Genomic DNA, 18,804 nt, shown 5'->3' on the forward strand with positions numbered 1-18,804 from the left:
AACCAGTTATGCCTGGCGGCAATAGCGCTTTGGTCCCACGCCTTCCCATTTCGAACAGGACCGTGAAACGAAGCTGCGCCGATGATAGTGCGGGTTCCCGTGTGAACGTAGGTCACCGCCAGGCTCCACAACATCGTTAGATGTATGCAAACCCCGATCAGGAAACTGGTCGGGGTTTTTGCGTTTGGCTCGAATCAAGATGATTCTTCGTGTGCATTTTCAAGTGACACCCATACCCTATTCCGGCCTGTAGCTTTTGCTTTGTACATGGCAATGTCTGCACGTTTGATCGCAGCCTCAAGCGTCTCAGTAGGGTTGAGATGTACCAAACCAAAAGATATCGTGACGGGAATCAAGTGGTCATTGCAATGGAAGGGCGTATCGGCGATAAGCTGACGCAGTGCTTCCGCTGTCTGCTCGCGGTTTCCCTCGGTTCCAAGCGTGAGGGCAATCAAAAATTCCTCTCCACCCCAGCGTGCTAGGAGGTCATTTTTCCGTAAGCGGCTGGAGAGTCGATCTGCCAGCTCCCTGAGTACCATATCACCGACGTCATGACCAAATTGGTCATTGATTCGCTTAAAGTGGTCAACATCCCCCAGAAGCAATGTAATGCCATATTCTGCACGTTGCGCAGACCCTCGTTCACGTTCGAGGCTCGTTAGCATATGCCGCCTATTCGACAGTCCGGTAAGGGGATCTGTTTGCGCCAGGCGTGCCATGCGCTTTTCCATGCGGAGTGTGGTGCTGCGAAAATAAAAGCAGCTTAATGCCAGACCGATAAAGGCAATCAGCGCATTGGCAAAATGCAGGCTATTGATCATGTCTGGGTAGTTGTAGCGATAGGGGATGTCCGGTGCCAATATGTTGAAGCTCGCGTACGTGATGGCATAGATGCAGGTGGTTGTAATGAGCATCTTCATTCCCCACCGATCATTGAAGAGTACGAAGGCTGCACCACCCCACAGGTAGTTCTGAAAGCCGGGTTTGAGGCCAAGAATGGACACGGCCAGAACTGCATGGACATATGCTTCAAGTGTCAGCGCAGAGAGTGCCCAGTGATGTTTGCCTCGGCGGCTGACATAAACACTCCATCCCCAGATGGTTGCACTAAACACGTTAAATGCTGACAAGCCATATGCACCAATCCAGAAGAAGAACGGGATCAGTAGAATATGTACGAGCGTTCCCAGACCGCCTACAACGGCGATCACCGTGTACATGCGGTAATCTGTTTCGTTGACCGCATCGGGTTTGGGAATCTGCATCATTGGTTCACAGCCGTACAGCGAGCATGCATATGATGCAGCTTAGTGGCAGTCGTCTGTATTTGCATACTATTCTGATACAAGTGTATGGATCGTGCTGGCCTCATAGTCGAGTCGCGCATAGGTGTATAGGTATTCAGTACACCACTCACCTTTAAAGAAGGCATCGCGCGCATCGATTCGCCGAAACCCGCATCGTTCTAATAATCGCCACGATGGAGTATTGCGCATATCTGCACTTGCTTCGATTCTCTGGATGGGGGTCTGGGTAAACAGGATGGTGGAGAGAATATTCAATGCTTCGCTTGCTATGCCGCGGCGCTGCCAAGGCCGACTCAAGGTAAAGCCAATCGTACAGTAAGTCTGATCATCTGATAGAAATACGCCAAGATCGCCTATCAATAGATTGGATAGCGGGTCCGCCATCCCCAGCTGAATCCAGTGTCCCGGCCGGAAAAGTGGCGCCTCCGCCATGGCGACTAGAAAGTCCAGAGCGGCCTCATCCGCTTGTACCGTCCAGCCCTGATAGCGCGCTAACGCCTGATCATGTCGATAGATCTGAAAGGCTGCCAAATCGTCAGGATGGAGGCGGCGGAGTGTGATTTGTGGCGTATGCAGTAAGACATCATAAGATCGTAGGCCCATGGGTCATCTCTATCATTGCATCTTCATGAGCAAAAGTTTCCACAAGCACTGCGTGTGCCTTGCTCTACAAAGGGCAGGCATATTGCACAGAACACTTAGACCTTATACACCTGCTTTGTCGTCTGAGCTTCTCGAAGTGGCACAAAACTGCTACCTGTTTTGAATTTCAATCTGATCCTGTTACTCATCTCTGCTACCCGCCACACTGTCACCCATCGCAGCACAGGAAGGTGTGAGCATCATGTCAGGTAAGCAGCGGATTATCCCGATCCAGCCGGTCGCAGCAAAAGCCGTAACCGAATTTGATCAAGTTAGTTTTTATCAGAGCGAGCGCAAGGTGCAGCCGCGAACCACCTCGGGGCGCTATACCCGTCTGCGCTGGGTATTCGTGTGGCTCACCCAGCTATTTTTCTATGGCGTGCCCTGGCTCACGATTCGGGGGCATCAGGCACTGTTGTTTGATCTGGCTGAACGTCGCTTTTATCTGTTCGGCACGATTTTTCTACCACAGGATCTGATCTACCTGACGTCGCTGCTGCTACTGAGTGCGTTCGGCCTGTTTGTCTGGACGTCGATTGGCGGGCGGCTGTGGTGTGGATTTTCCTGTCCGCAGACCGTCTACACCGAACTTTTTGTCTGGATAGAAAAGATCATCGAAGGGGATCGCATGGCACGGCTGAAGCTGGATGCGGGGCCGCGCACGCTCCGCTGGCTGATGCTGAAGTCTGCCAAACAGGGGGCATGGCTGGCTGTGGCGCTGTGGACGGGATTTACCTTTGTGGGGTATTTCGTACCGATTCAGAGCATTTGGCGTGATCTGCTAGTGGGCTCGCTGGGCGGCTACACGATTTTCTGGGCATTGTTCTACGCGCTGGCCACCTATGGCAATGCTGGTTGGCTTCGCGAGCAGGTGTGCAAGTATATGTGCCCGTATGCGCGCTTTCAGGGCGCCATGTTTGATCCGGATACGCTTCTGGTGTCCTACGATGCTGCGCGGGGCGAGCCGCGTGGGAGTCGTCGCAAGGATCAAGTGAAGGTGGCGCAAGGAGACTGCGTGGATTGCACACTATGTGTACAGGTCTGCCCCGCGGGTATTGATATTCGCGACGGATTGCAATACGAATGCATCGGCTGCGGCGTGTGTATCGATGCCTGCAATCAGGTGATGGACAAGATCGGCAGCCCGCGCGGATTGATCCGTTTCACGACTGAAAATGCGCTGGCTGGCCTCTATCCGGATACCCATATTGCCAAGCGACTCTGGCGGCCGCGTGTGGTGCTCTATGGTTCAGTATGGCTTGCGGTAGTGGTTGCAACAGGGGCTGCGTTGTGGTGGCGCACGCCGGTGAAGGTTGATCTCGCTCGCGAGCGTGCAGCACTGGTGCGGGAAACGGTGGATGGTCAGCTCGAAAACAGCTACCGTCTGCGCATCGAAAATGCCGATCATGTGGGGCATCGCTTTGTGGTGACCGCCACCGGGCTGACCAACCTGCAGGTGAAAAGCGAGTACGGACAGATGCTGGATGTGCCCGCAGAGTCAGTAGTGGACTGGCCGCTAAGGCTGGTAACCGACCCCGCGCATGCCAGGTCGGGTAGTCATCCGGTGGTGCTGCATTTGCAGGCACAGGATGCGTCTGGCCTGCATATTCAAGAGCAGACCCGCTTTTTCGGGCGTTGAGACTCCTATGCACAGACAGTCATGCGCTGAGAAATGTAGCTGATGAAACGATACGAAGAAATCGCCGAACTGATTGCCGCAGATATTCGCAGCGGCCTGTTGCCGCCGGGTAGTCGGCTTCCCAGTGCGCGCACCCTGATGGCGCGGCATGGCATCAGTCCGGCGACCGCTTTCAAAGCATATTACCGGCTGGAAGAGCGAGGCTTGGTACGAGCCCGGGAGCGCAGCGGCTACTTTGTCGCAGGTGGGGCACAGGTCGGGGCGCCAGAGCCCAGCCCCTTACTGCGTCCCGCGGTGTCGACCGTGGTGGATGTCAGTGAGCTGGTGTTTACCGTGCTGGAAGCTGCCCGCGACCAGCAGCTTGCGCCACTGGGATCGGCGTTTCCGTCGCCCGAGTTATTTCCCTTGCAGCGGCTGGCGCGGTCGCTCGCTAGTAGTAGCCGGTTTATTCGTCCGGAAGAGACCGTTGCCAGCCTGCCGCCCGGGCACAAGGGACTGCGTTTGCAGATCGCCATGCGCTATCTGGGGATGGGCTTGCAACCCTCTGCTGACGAATTGATTATCACCAATGGCGCACTCGAAGCATTGAATCTGTGTCTCTCTGCGGTGGCGCGGCCCGGTGATCTGGTCGCGATCGAGTCCCCCGGTTTTTACGCGGCAGCTCAGGCGCTGGAACGATTGGGTATGAAAGCCATCGAAATTCCGGTGCATCCGCGAACCGGGCTAGATCTGGCTGCGCTGGCCGATGCGCTGGTGCATCATCCGGTGCGGGCGTGCTGGTTTATGACCAGCTTCCAGAATCCCATGGGTACCAGCATGGAAATCGAGGCCAAGCGCGAACTGGTCGAGCTGCTGGCGCGCCATGAGGTGCCGTTGATTGAAGATGATGTGTATGGCGAGTTGTATTTCGGCAAGCAGCCGCCCGTGCCCGCCAAGGCCTTTGATCGCAAGGGACTGGTCATGCATTGCAGCTCGTTTTCCAAAACGCTGGCACCCGGATACCGCATTGGCTGGGTGTCGCCCGGGCGCTTTGGCAAAACCATCGAGCGGCTGAAGCTGATGACGACACTGTCGGCGAGCGTCCCGGCGCAAGTTGCGATTGCCGATTATCTGCATACAGGTGCCTACGATAAGCATCTGCGCAAATTGCGGCACGCACTTGAAAGTCAGTTAACAGGCATGAATGCGACGCTGGCGCGCCATTTCCCCGAGGCGATCTCTATCTCAAGGCCGCAAGGCGGGTATTTTGTGTGGGTACAGTTTGAACGCGAGTTCGATCCGCTGGCACTGCATCATGCTGCGGTTGCATCCGGTATCAGTATTGCACCCGGCCCGATGTTTTCGCCGAGCAGGCAGTATCGCAACTGCCTGCGTCTCAATTATGGATTCCCGTGGACAGACGCGCATGAACGCGGGCTGGCTGGGCTGGCCGAGTGGATGAGGGGCTGAAGTCAGCCCCATTTGGGATGGGTGATTATTGCTGGTTGATGGTGATCATCGCAATACAGGCTTTGCGAGCCGAGTTTGTTTTGAAGGTCGATTCTTCAATGGCTTGTTTTGCGTAGCTCTCCAGAATAGTGCTGCCACTCGAACCGGCGTTGCGCACGCTTAACGGTTTGCCTGATGCATCAATATCAAAGCCGATGGCGGCCCAGCCTTTGACATCGCCGTTTTCTATTTCTTTAGGCGTTTTCGGAAAACCGGCTTTTTCAAACAGTGCATCACAGTTGTTTTCATCTGCAATGGCAGGTGCCTGCACCATTTGAGCGTTTCGTTTCGCGACTTCCGGATCTTTGATGACCACGGGGGCGCAGGCGCACAGCGACGCCAGAACGGAAAGCACAGCGAAGTGTTTGATAAAGCGGGAAGTGATCATGGTAATGAAGCAGAATCAATCAGAACGGAGGGGCATTATAACCAATCCCCGTTCCGATTTTGAAGTCTGTATACATGCAGTATGCAGCAGGTCTAGCCCACACAGATCAGTACACTGCACGGTGCCAGACTGAGCAGTGATTGACCCACAGAACCATTCCACCAGCGCGACAGGCGGGTTTGTTCGCGATGACCCAGTACAATCAGGTCAGCCCCCACTTCTTTAGCTATTCGGACGATTTCGGCTGCGGGCTGACCCTGCAGTAAATGGGGGCGAGCGGCAATGCCCATTTCGCTCAGGCTGATAATGCCTTCGTTGAGACTTTTCTGTGCCAGTGCCTGTTCGTGGACTTCCAGGTCTTCGGTTGGATAAGCGCCTTCTGCGAGTGCGACACTGGTGCTTGGGACGCGTACGAGCACTAGATGCACATGTGCATTCATCTGCTTGCACAGTGCAGCGCCTTCGTTCAGGGCGTGGCGGCCTTCGTGACTGCCATCAAAGGCAAGAACAATATTTGTATACATGAGGTCATGAGCGGATTGGCGAGGAAGGTGCTTACCTTGCCATGTTCATGACCTACTCTGTATTGCCCTGAATCAAATATTGGATATCATCGCAATTTTTCCGACATCTGAACGTCTTACACTTCCTGTATAAATCTGCCATGCCTGAAAAAGCTGACAGTCTAGGAAGTGTCTGATTTTTTTAATTATTGCGATGTCAATTGCATTAAATGACAGGGTGGCTGCACATTCCATGTAATCAGTAACCATGCTATTGAGTACATTCACAATGCCCTGCAGCAATGATTACCTGCTGACCAGATAAATAATAGGGAGAGACATATGATCATCAGCAATGCTGGTATGCCTCAGACTGAAAGGCATAGCCTTGAAGCTGTGATTTTTGATTGGGCGGGCACGCTGGTGGATTTTGGTGCATTTGCACCTGTTCAAGTGTTGGTGGATGCGTTTGATCAATTTGGTGTCGAGGTGACGCTAAATGAAGCACGATTACCCATGGGGTTGTCACGGTGGGATCACATTAAAGCGATTGGTCGCTTATCCAGGGTTGAAGCTCGTTGGATTGCGGTACATGGCAAGCCTATGTCCGATGCAGATGTCGATAATGTGTATGCAGCCTTTATGCCGATGCAGCTTGAGCGCATCACCCGTTATTCCAAGCCGATTCCGGGTGCAGTCGATGTCCTGACACAGCTTCGACAGCGTAAAATCAAGATTGGATCAAGCAGCGGGTATCCGCGCGAGGTCATGAACGTACTGCTGCCCTACGCTGAAGAGCACGGCATTGTGGTGGATCACGCCTTTGCTGCGGACGATTTGCATGCTGGGGGGCGTCCCGGGCCATGGATGGCGCTGGCCAACGTGGTTGAGCTGGCTATTCGCGATGTGCGTGCCTGTGTGAAAGTAGATGACACGGTTCCCGGCATACGCGAAGGGAGAACTGCCGGGATGTGGACGGTGGGGCTGTCCGTTTCCGGAAATGAAACGGGCCTGTCTCTGATTGAGTGGAACGACGCCAGCGTGGCGGAGCAGACCACCTTGCGCGATCGCGCCGTGGATAAGCTGATTACCGGTGGTGCCCACTATGTCATTGATACCATTGCTGAATTGCCTGAGGTGTTAATGGCAATTGAGGCTCGTATGGCTGCCGGTGAGATGCCGTAGGTCAATCAGCTCGAAATATGGAATTCAGGCTGGTGGCCCTCGGCCTACCAGCCTGGGTTAGCTGATCTGAGGTCAGATCCTGCGGCTTTTACGGGGAAATGACAAACGTCCGTTGAATTGGCGTCGTACTATTGGGACCAAACCAGCGCTCGTAAATCTTGGCTGCTTCTCCGGATTTTTCCAAGGCGAGTAAAGCGTCGTTAATCGCAGTGGTCAGGCGTTTCTCGTTCTTGCGTACACCTACCGCATACACATGCAGGGCAAGCGTAAACGGCGAAAATTCGAACGCTTTGCGATTGGTAATCTTCGACTGCAAGCTCATCAGAATGGGCATCGAGGCTGCAATCCCATCGACCAGATCAGCGTTCAGTTGCTTAGCCAGGTCAGGCTTGTCCGGTACCAGTACGATCTTGGCCGTTGGAAATTCGCGCTTGAAATCCTTGGACAGACTGGTGCCAGCATTAATCCCGATGGTGGCCGTCTTCAGATCATCCAGCTTTTTAAAGCGATTGACCTTGCCGTATACCCGTTCCTCGACCACGATATAACCGATCGAGAAGTCGATTTCTTTTAAGCGATCATTGGTGATGGCAAGATCGGCGACCACGATATCGACGGTCTTATTCTTCAGAAATTCGATCCGCCGCTCCGAGTCCATCGTTTTCATGACGGGTTTGACGCCAAGCAGTTTCGCGACGGCAACCGCCATGTCAATATCGAATCCTGTCACGGTTTTGCTGGCAGGGTCGATTTGCGAAAAAGGCGGGGAGTTATCCTTGATCCCGACATTGATCAAACCGGATTGTTTGATCTGTGCAAGATCATCCGCTGCGGCGCACAGGCCACAAGACATTAATAAGGCGAGCAAAATTCTTCGCACGTTACCCTCCGGAAATAACAGGAATAATGGGAGCACGCGAATCATGTACCCAAGCACATGCCCAATACCTGAAACTTGAGTATAGGTTCTGCTTGATGCTTCGCAAGCCGCGTGTAGAACGAGGGGGGCGCATTGTACAGATATTCCAAGAAATATGCTGGTGGAATGTCAGGTTGCATGTACACGATTACGGCCATTCTGTTTGGCTGCTGTGAGCGCAGATTCAGCTCTGGCGAGCATCGGCGCCAGTGTCTCTCCGGTTTGTCGCTGGCAAACCCCTGCACTGATGGTGGCTAATACGTCCCCTTCGCTGGTAGAGAATGGGGATTGGATAATCTCTTTGCGAAGTCGCTCCGCACATGCAATGGCATTTTCCAGGGATGATTCCGGCAGGAGCAGAGCAAATGATTTGCTATTGAGACGTGCGGGAATATCTGTGTCCCGACAGGTTGCCAGACACAACTTGCCAATCTGGCTAATGATACGATCGGTCGCAGCCCGGCCATGTGCATCATTCAATTGGCCTGCGTGGTCTACGTCCAGGATAACTAGAGACAAAGGTCGGTTGTAGCGATTGGATCGTTCGACTTCGTATTCGCCAATCTCGCCAAAGCGCTGCAGATTGAATAGCCCTGTGCCGATGTCCCGACCACTCTGTGTCACCTGTTGCGCGCGCTCAGCAATGGCTTTCGGCCGCCAGTAAAACACCAGCAGACTGAACATGAGAATGGCCGAAACGAGATTCATCACACGAGGAGACAGCAGCGCCGCGCCAGATGCGTCAGTGAATTCGCTGTGTAGTGGGTAGAGCGACTCGGTTAGACCGCATACCGCGTTGAGCGCCACAATGAGTAGCAGTGCCTGACCCGAGCTGGGAAGCTTGATGCGGGCAAACCGAGTGTGAATGATAAAGCCAATGACAGCCAGCCAGACTGCTGCCATTGTCCAGAAAAAGGCAGAATGCGGAATCTCCATGTGCATATCCTTTGCACAACGGGTGATGTGCAGAATATTAGGAGATGATTAACATTTCTGCCAGGCAGGTTATTCCAGCCTGGCAGCGTGGGACATTAACGGCTGGATTCAGCCTGCGGGCGGAATAGCAGTGATGCGAGTAGTGCGCCTGCAATCTGCGCCAGCACAAACCCCGGCACATCCACCGGCCGAATCCCGGCAAAGGTATCGGTGAATGAACGCGCCAATGTGACGGCGGGATTGGCAAATGATGTGGACGCCGTAAACCAGTAGGCACTGATAATCCATGCCGCCACAGCAAAAGGCGTGACATGCGGGCGGCTACGGCTGGTAGACAGGATTGTGGCGATCAGCCCGAATGTGGCCACACCTTCGCTCAGCCATTGCGAAGCGCCAGTCCGAACATGCATGGATGCGACCGTACTCACCTCGAACATACCGTGCGCCAGCATGACCCCGGCGATGGCAGCGACACCTTGCACGACGATATACGCAGCCGCATCCCGAACCGATAGTTCGCGACGCATCGCCATGATCAGCGTGACTACCGGATTGAAATGCGCGCCGGAAATATCCGCACAGCTATGGATGAGCGCGATGAGGCCTGCACCCGTGGCAATCGTATTGGCCAGCAAAGCGACCGCGACATTTCCGCCCGCCAGCTTTTCCGCCATGATGCCCGAGCCCACCACAATCGCCAGCAGGCCAGCCGTACCGATAGCCTCGGCCAGCAGCCGGGTACGCAGCGCGATCATGCACCGGCTCCCAGCTTGACCAGTTCGGCGCGCAGGATCTCGCGGTCCAGCGTTTCCAGCGGCAGGGCGAGGAAGGCTTCCAGACGCGTACGGATCAGGCCTGCTGTGTGCAGAAAGGCTGCGAGGCGAACATCGTCGTCACCCTGCGTGGCGGACGGATCAGCATAGCCCCAGTGCACGCGCAGCGGCACACCCGGCCAGATCGGACAGGTTTCGCCCGCTGCGTTATCGCACACGGTAAACACCACGTCCATCTTCGGGGCATCCGGCGTAGCAAACACATCCCAGCTCTTGCTGCTCAAGCTGGATGTATCACAGCCCAATGTGTCCAGTGCCTTGATCGCAAATGGGTTCACCCGGCCGGACGGCTGGCTACCCGCGCTGTAGGCACGTATGCGGTCGCCGCCCAGGTGATTCATCAGGCCCTCGGACAAAATGCTGCGGGCCGAATTGTGGGTGCACAGAAACAGGACATTAAGTGGTGTTGCGGACATGGTGAAGTCTCGTCAATTATTTTGGTGGTGGGATTAGCAGCAACCGGAGCCGGGTGCACAGCTACCTGCATCAGGCGTTAGCTTGATCAGCTTTTTCGCCGGCGGTGCGCAGCAGGCGGCTTTGGTTTCCTCGGGCGATTTGCCATACACCGGGATGTCGTTCATGGTGTGGAAGGCTTCCCAGATGATGCCCTGCGGATCGGCCAGCCATTGCTTGTTGGATTCGGCGTAGCAGCAGGCTGCGCCTTCCTCCGGCAGGGTGACGAGGCCAGCGGCCACGGCACGTCCTGCCAGTTCGTTCAGTTCTTCGTCGCTATCCACCTGAATACCCAGATGATTGAGGCCGACTGTTTCCGAGCGCGTGGAAATGGCGAAATTCACGCGAGGATCGTCCAGCATCCACTTGGCGTAATCGTCCTTGAGGACGGTGGGTTCAGCGGAGAACAGGCCGCTGTAAAAGCGGATGCTGTCGTTCAGATTGCTAACCGATACATGGACATGCAAGCGTTTCATGGTGAACTCCTCAATCAGGTAAACAGCCCGGACCACAGGTGGCTGGCGTCGCCTCGCAGGGGGTGCCTGCGCAGCAGTTTTCGGTCAGGAAACTCAGTAAGGCGCCAATCGACGCAAAGTTGACCGAATAGATCACAAAGCGCCCTTCCTGACGCGACTGCACCAGTCCCGCATGGCTTAACTCTTTCAAATGAAAAGAAAGCGTGGCGGGTGGGATGCCCAGTTGTTCGCCAATCTTGCCTGCAGGCAAACCGGCTGGGCCATGCAGCACCAGCAGGCGGAATACCGTGAGGCGCGATTCCTGAGCCAATGCAGCCAGTAGCGAGACAGCAGCTTTGTTATCCATATTTCTACCTTAATGGAAATGTCGAAATAATGCAAATCATTTTTATATTTATCGAATTGTAAGGGTAATGGCCGGGAAATGTCATGTCGAGGCGACAAACCTGTCACACTATTTCCGTGGCGGGCGCAAACCCGCTAGGATGCTGGTTTTATCTCACGTTGTCCCCCTGCATGAATCTGATCAAGCAAGAATTGCATCTACTGATCGCTGCTGTAATGGCAGTCATTGCGCTGCCAATGGAGCACTCGGTGCTGGCAGCTGGCCAACTGGTCTCGCTGATTGTGGCTATGGTCCTGATTGGCGCCATCATGCTGGCGGCGCTTCGCGTGGCACATCACGCCGAGATGTTGGCGGATCGAGTAGGCGAGCCGTATGGCACGATGATCCTGACGCTGGCCGCAGTCACGGTTGAAGTGGTGATTCTCGGCATCATGATGAGCCACACAGCGTCGGCCACGCTGGTGCGCGATACGATCTATTCCGCCGTGATGCTGGATGTGAACGGGATTCTGGGGCTGGCGGCGCTTTTAGGCGGCTTGCGTTATGGCGAGCAGAAATACAATGTGGACTCGGGTAACACCTACAACGTCATGATCATGACGGCGCTGGGGGTGTCGATGGTGGTGCCAGCCTTCGTGCCGCAAGCACAGTCATCCGTCTATTCTGTGTTTACCATCGTCATTATGGCGGTGCTGTATGCACTGTTTCTGCGCCTGCAAACTACACGCCACAGCTATTTTTTCAGCTACAGCTATGGCGAAAGCGGCCAGCACGAGCGCATCCACGCAGGCAGCGCGCGTAGTTCCGTCATCCTATTGGTTGTGGGCGTGCTGGTGATCGGGCTGCTCTCTGAAGTCATGGCTCGCACGCTGGATGCGGGTCTGGCGGGCACGGGCGTGCCGCCGATTGTCGCTTCGCTGCTGGTGGCGGGGATTTCTGCCAGCCCGGAAATCGTCACGGCCATGCGGGCGGCGATGGCCAATCGCATGCAGCCAGTGGTGAATATCGCACTGGGCGCATCGCTGTCGACAGTCATCCTGACGATTCCGGTGATTCTTGGATTGGCGCTGATGTCGGGCAAAGCCATCAATATGGCCCTGTCACCCGTGCAGACCGCGATGTGCGTACTGACCCTGTTCGCCGCCTCGATCAACCTGAATGATGGTGAAACCAACGCTATCGAAGGGATGACGCATTTCGTGCTGTTCCTCACCTTTCTGATGCTATCGGCGATGGGGTTGTAATCAAGATGCTGCCTGTTATACATATTCGCCCCATGCATGCCACCGACTGGGTGGCGGTTCGCCGTATTTATTTGGAGGGCATTGCTACCGGTAACGCGACTTTTCAGACCGAGGCACCGGAATGGGACTACTTCGATGCCAATCACCTGAAGGTATGCCGGTTTGTTGCCGAAGATGAGTCGGGGGTACTGGGCTGGGCCACGCTGGGCGCGATTTCGAGTCGACCGGTGTATCGCGGCGTGGCGGAAGTCAGTGTGTACGTGGCTGAGTCTGCCCGTGGCCGGGGAGTGGGCCGGACATTGATGGCGGCGCTGGTGCCCGCATCGGAGGCGGCGGGCTTCTGGACGCTGCAGGCAGGGATTCTGTCTGAGAACAGTGCCAGCCGCAGCCTGCATCGCCAGTTTGGATTTCGTGAGGTGGGGGTGCGCGAAAAGATGGGGCAGCTGGCAGGTGTGTGGCGCAATGTGGTGCTGATGGAGCGACGCAGTACAGTTATCGCTTGATTGTTCTATCTCCTGATACTATATCTGAAAGTAAAGTATTGACTCAGGTCAATACGCTTCATGTCCAACACTGGCATGCTTCGGTATCACTCGGTAAGCGGTCCGCAGATCGGGTATCAGGAGAACATCATGAGCAAGTCCCTGAAGGACATTCCGATCAAGGTCATTCCGCCTGATCAAGGCACGCCCGAAATGGAGGACATCATCCTCTATGAGGCGCACAAAAAGGTCTATCCGCGCTGGACCAATGGCATCTTTACCCGCTGGCGCTGGTTCTGGGTGATTGCCACACAAGTCTTTTTCTACGGTATGCCCTGGCTGATGCTGCATGATCGCCAGATGCTGTTGTTCGATCTGGTCCATCGGCGTTTTTTCATTTTCGGCATGGTCTTTCTGCCGGGTGATTTTATCTATCTCACCTCACTTCTTTTATCCAGTGCGTTTGGCCTGTTCGTGTGGACCTCGGTAGGTGGACGACTGTGGTGCGGCTATGCCTGTCCGCAGTCGGTCTACACAGAAGTCTTTCTGTGGATAGAGAAATGGGTTGAGGGGGATCGCCCTGCGCGAATCAAGCTCGACAAGGAAGCCATGTCGGCGCGCAAATTCCGCATCAAGGCCACCAAGCACGCCTTGTGGCTGGTGCTGGCGCTGTGGACGGGTTTCACCTTCGTAGGGTACTTCACGCCGATTCGCGAACTGGCTGGGGAAGTGTTCTCATCCAGTCTTGGTCCCTGGGAAACATTCTGGATTCTGTTCTACGCTTTCGCTACCTGGGGCAATGCCGGCTTTATGCGCGAACAGGTGTGCAAATACATGTGCCCCTACGCCCGCTTCCAGAGCGCAATGTTTGACCCGGATACCCTGATCATTAGCTACGACACCAAGCGAGGCGAACCGCGTGGCTCGCGTCGCAAAGGCGAAGATTGGCAGGCTGCAGGCAAGGGCGCGTGCGTCGACTGTACCCTCTGCGTGCAGGTGTGCCCGGTTGGAATCGATATCCGCAATGGCCTGCAGTATGAGTGTATTGCCTGCGGTGCCTGTATCGATGCCTGCGACAGCATTATGGATAAACTCGAGTATCCGCGCGGCCTAGTGCGTTACACCACTGAAAACGCCCTGAATGGCAAGTACGACGAAAAAGACATCCTGAAGCATGTGTTCCGGCCGCGTGTGTTGCTGTATTCGACGGTGCTGATTGCCGTGATGACTGCGGCAGGTGTGTCGCTCTACAAGCGGATTCCGCTCTCCGTAAACATCTCGCGCGATCGCGGCGCACTGGTGCGCGAAACCGACAGCGGTTTACTGGAAAACACCTATCGCGTGCAGATCCAGAATGTGGATGAAAAGGCGCATCGTTACGTGATTCGCGTGGAAGGGATTACCGGCATCAATATGCTGAGTGATGCGCCGAATGAGATTGTGATTCCGGGCAACAACACTCAGATGGTGGGCTTGCGCTTGCAGGCCGATCCTGCGAACGTGCAAAAGGGCGCAAACAAGCTGGTGATCCACGTCGACTCACTGGATGCGCCGGATATTCATGCCAGCGACAAGGCAACTTTTATGGGGCGCTGATCATTCAATTGATCGGACGAATGAATCGTTAAAAACGGGAGTGCATCATGCAAGTCAATGTGGGCGGTGTAGATCGAATGCTGCGGATTGTGGTGGGCGTGGCGCTGGTGGTACTGGCGGCAACCGGCATGGTGGGTGCATGGGGCTGGATCGGCATTGTGCCGATTCTCACCGGCACCTTCCGTTTCTGCCCGGCCTATCTGCCATTTGGCATGAATACCTGTGGCGTTCGTCAGGATGCATCTGACAGTAAATAAGTCCTGCACATCCGGACGGCTTGCGAGTCGTCCGGTCTGGAGTGAATGATGAGTGAAAGCGGATTCAGTCTGACGCTGACGCAGCGTGCGGATTACCAATTCGATGTCGATTTTGGCGATGGCATCCCACAGCTGTTGACCGACGAACCCGCACCGCTGGGGCAGGGTGCAGGCCCCAATCCGTCGCGCATGATTGCGGTGGGCGTGGCGAATTGTCTGGCGGCGAGCTTGCTGTTCGCGATGCGCAAATTCAAGAATCAACCCGAGCCGATCACGGCAAAAGTCGATCTGGAGATCGGCCGGAATGAGGCCGGACGCCTGCGTATTTCCCATATCGGCGTATCGATCCGGATCGGGCAAAAGGCGGCAGAGGTCGAGCAACTGGAACGCATCCTCGCGCAATTTGAGGATTTCTGTGTGGTTACGCAAAGTGTGCGTGGCGGGATCGATGTGGCCGTAGAAGTGGTGGATGCGGACGGGCAGGTGGTGAAATCCCGATAACCTATCCGCACCCTCTGACGATTATCCGCGGCGACACAGCATAAAGAATTCACGGTTGCCATCGCCGCCGGTAATTGGACTATCCAGCCATTGCATGGGCGTCAGTCCACTATCACTTGCAGCACTTTCCACTTTTTGTCTGACACCGGCATAGAGACTTTCATCGCGTACGATGCCGCCTCGTCCAATCCCTTCACGGCCTACCTCGAACTGAGGTTTAACCAAGGTAAGCAGATAGCCGCCCTCGCGGATCAGTGGGGCAAGCGCAGGCAGAACAAGCGTGAGTGAAATAAAAGATAGATCAGCGACTGCCAGATCAAATCCACCGTTGGGTGCTTGAATGGCATCGGCGGTGATATCCCGGGCGTTTACGCCCTCGATCAGGCGTACGCGCGAATCGGTGTGTAGTCTGGGATGAAGCTGACCGTGTCCGACATCCACGCCAACCACGCTCTGAGCTCCCGCTTGCAAGAGGCAGTCTGTAAATCCGCCTGTAGAGATACCTGCATCGAGACACACCAACCCGTTTACCGTGAGCCCGGTTGTTGCCAAGGCACCTGCCAGTTTTAAACCGCCTCTTGAGACATAGCGGTCGGCGGGATCGGGCTGGATAAATAATTCGCAGTCAGCAAGCAACTTCTGACTGACCTTGGCGATCGGAATATGCCTGCCTGCCTCTACGCAGAATGCGCGTCCCTGCTCGATGAGCGATTGCGCGGCAGTGCGAGAGGGCGCCAGCTGACGTTGGGCGATGAGTGCGTCTGCACGGATAAGATCATGTGACATGAAGGTATTTTAACAAAATACGCGCGTATTCTCGGTAAAACGCTACAATCGCCCCATGAAATCTTCCACCTTTCACCCTGTTCGTGGTCATGGAGACAATCGCCTTTCAATCCGGCTGATTGTCGATACGCTTGTATCAGAGGGGCATATCGATCAGGAAACCGCAGAAGCTTTTCTCATTCCTGCACGTACGTCGGCGCACGGCAAAACGCATCCCTTTGTGTCCATTGCCGGGCAGAACTGGATGAGCAGGCAGCAACCAGATCTCAAACTGGATATGGACTGGCTGGGCAAATGGCTTGCGCACCATGCGGGGCTGGAGTGGATGCATATTGATCCACTCAAGATTGACGTGGCATCGGTGGCGGGCGTCGTCAGTCACGCCTACGCATCCCGTTACTCGATTTTGCCCGTGGCGGTGGATGGTCGATCGGTCACAATTGCCACGGCGGAACCCTTCTTTCGCGATTGGGAAGAGGAGCTGGCCAAGATTCTGGGGAGACAGATCAAACGGGTGATTGCCAGCCCGGAAGAAATTGCCCGATATCTCCCCGAGTTTTACAACCTGTCCCGCTTTGTAAAAAAGGCGGTATCACAGGCACATCCCGGCCAGCAGACAGTTAATTTTGAACAGCTGGTTCAACTAGGACGTACTGGCAATGTCGATGCCAACGATCATCATATCGTTGCGCTAGTCGACTGGTTGTTCTCTTACGCCTTTGCGCAGCGTGCATCCGATATTCATCTGGAGCCACGCCGTGATTCCGGACATGTCCGATTGCGCATTGATGGCGTGCTGCATTCGGTGTATCAGGTACCTCCGCCGGTGATGACGGCCATCGTGTCGCGTATCAAGGTGCTGGGGCGAATGGATCTGGCTGAAAAGCGCCGCCCGCAGGATGGCCGGCTGAAAACCAAATCACCGGAAGGTCGGGAAATCGAGCTGCGCCTTTCAACGATGCCAATCGCCTTTGGTGAAAAGCTGGTGATGCGGATTTTTGATCCGGACATTCTGGTGCGCGACTTTGCCGCACTGGGATTCGGACCGGATGACGAAAAGCGCTGGAGTCACTGGGTCGCGCAGCCGCACGGCATTGTATTGGTGACGGGGCCCACTGGTTCGGGTAAAACAACGACGCTTTATTCGACGCTGAAACAATTGGCCACCGAATCGGTCAATGTCTGTACGGTTGAAGATCCGATTGAAATGGTTGAGCCAAGCTTCAACCAGATGCAGGTGCAGCCTCAAATTGATCTGACTTTTGCGGAGGGTGTGCGGACGCTGTTACGGCAGGATCCCGACATCATCATGGTGGGTGAAATCCGGGATCGAGAAACGGCCGACATGGCGATTCAGGCGGCGCTAACCGGGCATCTGGTGTTATCTACTCTGCATACCAATGATGCGACCTCGGCGATTACGCGTCTGCTAGAACTGGGTGTGCCGCCTTATCTGGTGAGTGCAACACTCGTGGGTATCATGGCGCAGCGGCTGGTGCGGACGTTGTGTCCGAGCTGTAAACAGCCCCAGCCAATCCCGGAAGATGAGTGGCGCGGATTGTTGAGTCCCTGGAAGGCACCCACGCCCAAAACGGTTTATCATCCGGCCGGCTGCCAGGAATGCAGGCAGACGGGGTTCAAGGGACGTGTTGGCTTATATGAAATGCTGACCATCTCTAGAGAACTGCGTCGGCAGATCAGTGACGCAGCATCGCCACCCGCATTGTTTGAGCAAGCCGTCAAAGATGGCTTGAAACCATTGCGTCTGGCGGGGGCACAGAAAATTGCAGCGGGATTAACCACGCTGGAAGAAGTGATGCGCGTTGTGCCATCCGATGATTTTTGATGCGGGCTGCTTGCCCGTGTATTTGAGAGTAAACAGAACATGAAGTATGTGCATCGCGCCCTGCTGGTGGGCGCACTGGCAATCATGGCAGGCTGCGCAAGTCAGCAAGCGCCTGTCCAGCCTGCCACGACATTACCCGCTGCTGCGAGCGTGCCACAGCCGCCCGTGAAGCTGCTGCCCAAGCCTAAACTCGGGCTGGCGCTCGGAGGGGGCGCCGCAAAGGGGTTTGCGCATATTGGCGTAATCAAAGCGCTGGAGGCGCAGGGCTATCAGATTGAGGCGGTTAGCGGAACCAGCGCAGGATCTGTGGTGGGCGCACTGTATGCCAGTGGCCTCAACGGCTTTCAGTTGCAAGAAAAGGCATTTGGCCTCGATGAGACCCAGATCCGCGATCTGACCATTGGCGGGGGCGGCCTGGTTAAAGGCGAGAAACTGCAGGACTTCGTCAATCAGATGATTGGCAGCAAGCCGATCGAAAAGCTGAATAAACCCTTCGCAGCAGTCGCCACCGACCTGGACTCCGGTAATCGGATTGTGTTCCGGCAAGGCAATACAGGGCAGGCCGTGCGCGCATCCAGCAGTATTCCAGGTGTATTCCAGCCTGTCGTGATATCTGGTCGACGTTATGTGGATGGTGGCGTGGTTAGTCCGGTTCCTGTCGATGCTGCCAGAGAAATGGGTGCGGATATCGTCATTGCGGTAGATATTTCAGCAAAGGCAAAGCACGGTGCGCCGGCACAAGGTATTGCTGGTATTGCCAATCAGGCGGTCACCATCATGGGGCAGAAGCTGGGTGAGCTGGAGCTGGCTCGCGCAGATGTTGTGATCCAGCCGCGTGTGGGCAAAATCGGGGCGGCAGATTTTGATCTGCGCAATGTGGCAATTTTGGAGGGCGAAAAAGCCACACAAGCCGCATTACCGCAAATTCGTGAGAAAATTGAGCGCTGGGTGGCTACCCATCGCTAAGCAGGATGCAA

21 protein-coding genes and 1 rRNA gene are annotated in these 18,804 nt (G+C 55.3%); 11 read left to right on the plus strand and 11 right to left on the minus strand.

Going from position 1 to position 18,804, the window contains the following annotated elements:
- Positions 1-11 precede the first annotated feature (11 nt).
- Positions 12-124, plus strand: a 5S ribosomal RNA gene (rrf, locus tag KSF73_03120).
- Positions 125-194: 70 nt separating this feature from the next.
- On the opposite strand, the gene KSF73_03125 is transcribed toward rrf, so the two are convergent.
- A complete protein-coding gene (locus KSF73_03125; protein MBV1774702.1) occupies positions 195-1,265 on the minus strand; it encodes a GGDEF domain-containing protein in 1,071 nt (356 codons plus the stop codon).
- Between the two features lie 69 nt (positions 1,266-1,334).
- Positions 1,335-1,910 carry a GNAT family N-acetyltransferase gene (locus KSF73_03130; GenBank protein ID MBV1774703.1) on the minus strand — a complete coding sequence of 192 codons (576 nt, stop codon included), beginning with the start codon at positions 1,908-1,910 and terminating at the stop codon, positions 1,335-1,337.
- A 241-nt stretch (positions 1,911-2,151) separates the two neighbouring features.
- On the opposite strand from KSF73_03130, the gene ccoG (KSF73_03135) reads away from it, so the two are divergent.
- The gene (gene ccoG, locus KSF73_03135) at positions 2,152-3,588 is read left to right on the plus strand and encodes a cytochrome c oxidase accessory protein CcoG (protein MBV1774704.1); all 1,437 of its coding nucleotides are present in this window, start codon (positions 2,152-2,154) and stop codon (positions 3,586-3,588) included.
- Positions 3,589-3,630: 42 nt separating this feature from the next.
- Positions 3,631-5,037 carry a PLP-dependent aminotransferase family protein gene (locus KSF73_03140; GenBank protein ID MBV1774705.1) on the plus strand — a complete coding sequence of 469 codons (1,407 nt, stop codon included), beginning with the start codon at positions 3,631-3,633 and terminating at the stop codon, positions 5,035-5,037.
- 25 nt (positions 5,038-5,062) lie between these two features.
- Here KSF73_03140 and KSF73_03145 read toward each other — a convergent pair whose 3' ends face one another.
- Together KSF73_03145 and KSF73_03150 are read right to left on the minus strand one after the other, a co-directional pair.
- A complete protein-coding gene (locus KSF73_03145) occupies positions 5,063-5,464 on the minus strand; it encodes a hypothetical protein (protein ID MBV1774706.1) in 402 nt (133 codons plus the stop codon).
- Between the two features lie 92 nt (positions 5,465-5,556).
- A complete protein-coding gene (locus tag KSF73_03150) occupies positions 5,557-5,988 on the minus strand; it encodes a universal stress protein (GenBank protein ID MBV1774707.1) in 432 nt (143 codons plus the stop codon).
- A 342-nt stretch (positions 5,989-6,330) separates the two neighbouring features.
- Between KSF73_03150 and KSF73_03155 the strand changes: the two genes are divergently transcribed.
- Positions 6,331-7,152, plus strand: coding sequence for a phosphonoacetaldehyde hydrolase (locus KSF73_03155; GenBank protein MBV1774708.1), 822 nt, complete (start codon positions 6,331-6,333; stop codon positions 7,150-7,152).
- A gap of 88 nt (positions 7,153-7,240) precedes the next feature.
- Here the strand turns inward: KSF73_03155 and KSF73_03160 are convergent, their stop codons facing one another.
- The 6 genes from KSF73_03160 to KSF73_03185 all read right to left on the minus strand — a co-directional run bounded on the left by KSF73_03160 (position 7,241) and on the right by KSF73_03185 (position 11,115).
- Positions 7,241-8,032 carry a transporter substrate-binding domain-containing protein gene (locus KSF73_03160; protein MBV1774709.1) on the minus strand — a complete coding sequence of 264 codons (792 nt, stop codon included), beginning with the start codon at positions 8,030-8,032 and terminating at the stop codon, positions 7,241-7,243.
- Between the two features lie 168 nt (positions 8,033-8,200).
- Positions 8,201-9,007 (minus strand): GGDEF domain-containing protein, encoded by an 807-nt coding sequence (locus tag KSF73_03165; GenBank protein ID MBV1774710.1) that lies wholly within the window; start codon positions 9,005-9,007, stop codon positions 8,201-8,203.
- A 95-nt stretch (positions 9,008-9,102) separates the two neighbouring features.
- Complete coding sequence (locus KSF73_03170) at positions 9,103-9,759, minus strand: aquaporin family protein (GenBank protein MBV1774711.1); 657 nt, start codon at positions 9,757-9,759, stop codon at positions 9,103-9,105.
- A complete protein-coding gene (locus KSF73_03175; protein MBV1774712.1) occupies positions 9,759-10,256 on the minus strand; it encodes an arsenate reductase ArsC in 498 nt (165 codons plus the stop codon). The genes KSF73_03170 and KSF73_03175 overlap by 1 nt, the downstream gene beginning before the upstream one ends.
- Before the next feature lie 33 nt (positions 10,257-10,289).
- Positions 10,290-10,769 carry a glyoxalase/bleomycin resistance/dioxygenase family protein gene (locus tag KSF73_03180; protein MBV1774713.1) on the minus strand — a complete coding sequence of 160 codons (480 nt, stop codon included), beginning with the start codon at positions 10,767-10,769 and terminating at the stop codon, positions 10,290-10,292.
- A gap of 10 nt (positions 10,770-10,779) precedes the next feature.
- On the minus strand, positions 10,780-11,115 hold the full coding sequence (locus tag KSF73_03185; protein ID MBV1774714.1) for a metalloregulator ArsR/SmtB family transcription factor: 336 nt from the start codon (positions 11,113-11,115) through the stop codon (positions 10,780-10,782).
- A gap of 170 nt (positions 11,116-11,285) precedes the next feature.
- Between KSF73_03185 and KSF73_03190 the strand changes: the two genes are divergently transcribed.
- The 5 genes from KSF73_03190 to KSF73_03210 all read left to right on the plus strand — a co-directional run bounded on the left by KSF73_03190 (position 11,286) and on the right by KSF73_03210 (position 15,195).
- On the plus strand, positions 11,286-12,359 hold the full coding sequence (locus KSF73_03190; protein ID MBV1774715.1) for a calcium:proton antiporter: 1,074 nt from the start codon (positions 11,286-11,288) through the stop codon (positions 12,357-12,359).
- A gap of 8 nt (positions 12,360-12,367) precedes the next feature.
- Positions 12,368-12,862: a GNAT family N-acetyltransferase gene (locus KSF73_03195; GenBank protein MBV1774716.1), complete on the plus strand. Its 495-nt coding sequence runs from the start codon at positions 12,368-12,370 to the stop codon at positions 12,860-12,862.
- A 129-nt stretch (positions 12,863-12,991) separates the two neighbouring features.
- Complete coding sequence (gene ccoG / locus KSF73_03200) at positions 12,992-14,437, plus strand: cytochrome c oxidase accessory protein CcoG (GenBank protein ID MBV1774717.1); 1,446 nt, start codon at positions 12,992-12,994, stop codon at positions 14,435-14,437.
- 47 nt (positions 14,438-14,484) lie between these two features.
- A complete protein-coding gene (locus tag KSF73_03205; GenBank protein ID MBV1774718.1) occupies positions 14,485-14,694 on the plus strand; it encodes a DUF2892 domain-containing protein in 210 nt (69 codons plus the stop codon).
- A 48-nt stretch (positions 14,695-14,742) separates the two neighbouring features.
- Entirely contained in the window at positions 14,743-15,195 is a 453-nt protein-coding gene (locus KSF73_03210; GenBank protein ID MBV1774719.1) for an OsmC family protein, read from the plus strand.
- Positions 15,196-15,216: 21 nt separating this feature from the next.
- Here KSF73_03210 and KSF73_03215 read toward each other — a convergent pair whose 3' ends face one another.
- The gene (locus tag KSF73_03215) at positions 15,217-15,966 is read right to left on the minus strand and encodes a TlyA family RNA methyltransferase (protein MBV1774720.1); all 750 of its coding nucleotides are present in this window, start codon (positions 15,964-15,966) and stop codon (positions 15,217-15,219) included.
- Positions 15,967-16,036: 70 nt separating this feature from the next.
- Between KSF73_03215 and tadA the strand changes: the two genes are divergently transcribed.
- On the plus strand, positions 16,037-17,827 hold the full coding sequence (gene tadA / locus KSF73_03220; protein MBV1774721.1) for a Flp pilus assembly complex ATPase component TadA: 1,791 nt from the start codon (positions 16,037-16,039) through the stop codon (positions 17,825-17,827).
- 39 nt (positions 17,828-17,866) lie between these two features.
- A complete protein-coding gene (locus KSF73_03225; protein ID MBV1774722.1) occupies positions 17,867-18,793 on the plus strand; it encodes a patatin-like phospholipase family protein in 927 nt (308 codons plus the stop codon).
- The last annotated feature ends 11 nt before the right edge of the window (positions 18,794-18,804 follow it).

The organism is Burkholderiaceae bacterium DAT-1 (assembly GCA_019084025.1).
Taxonomy (GTDB): domain Bacteria; phylum Pseudomonadota; class Gammaproteobacteria; order Burkholderiales; family Chitinimonadaceae; genus DAT-1.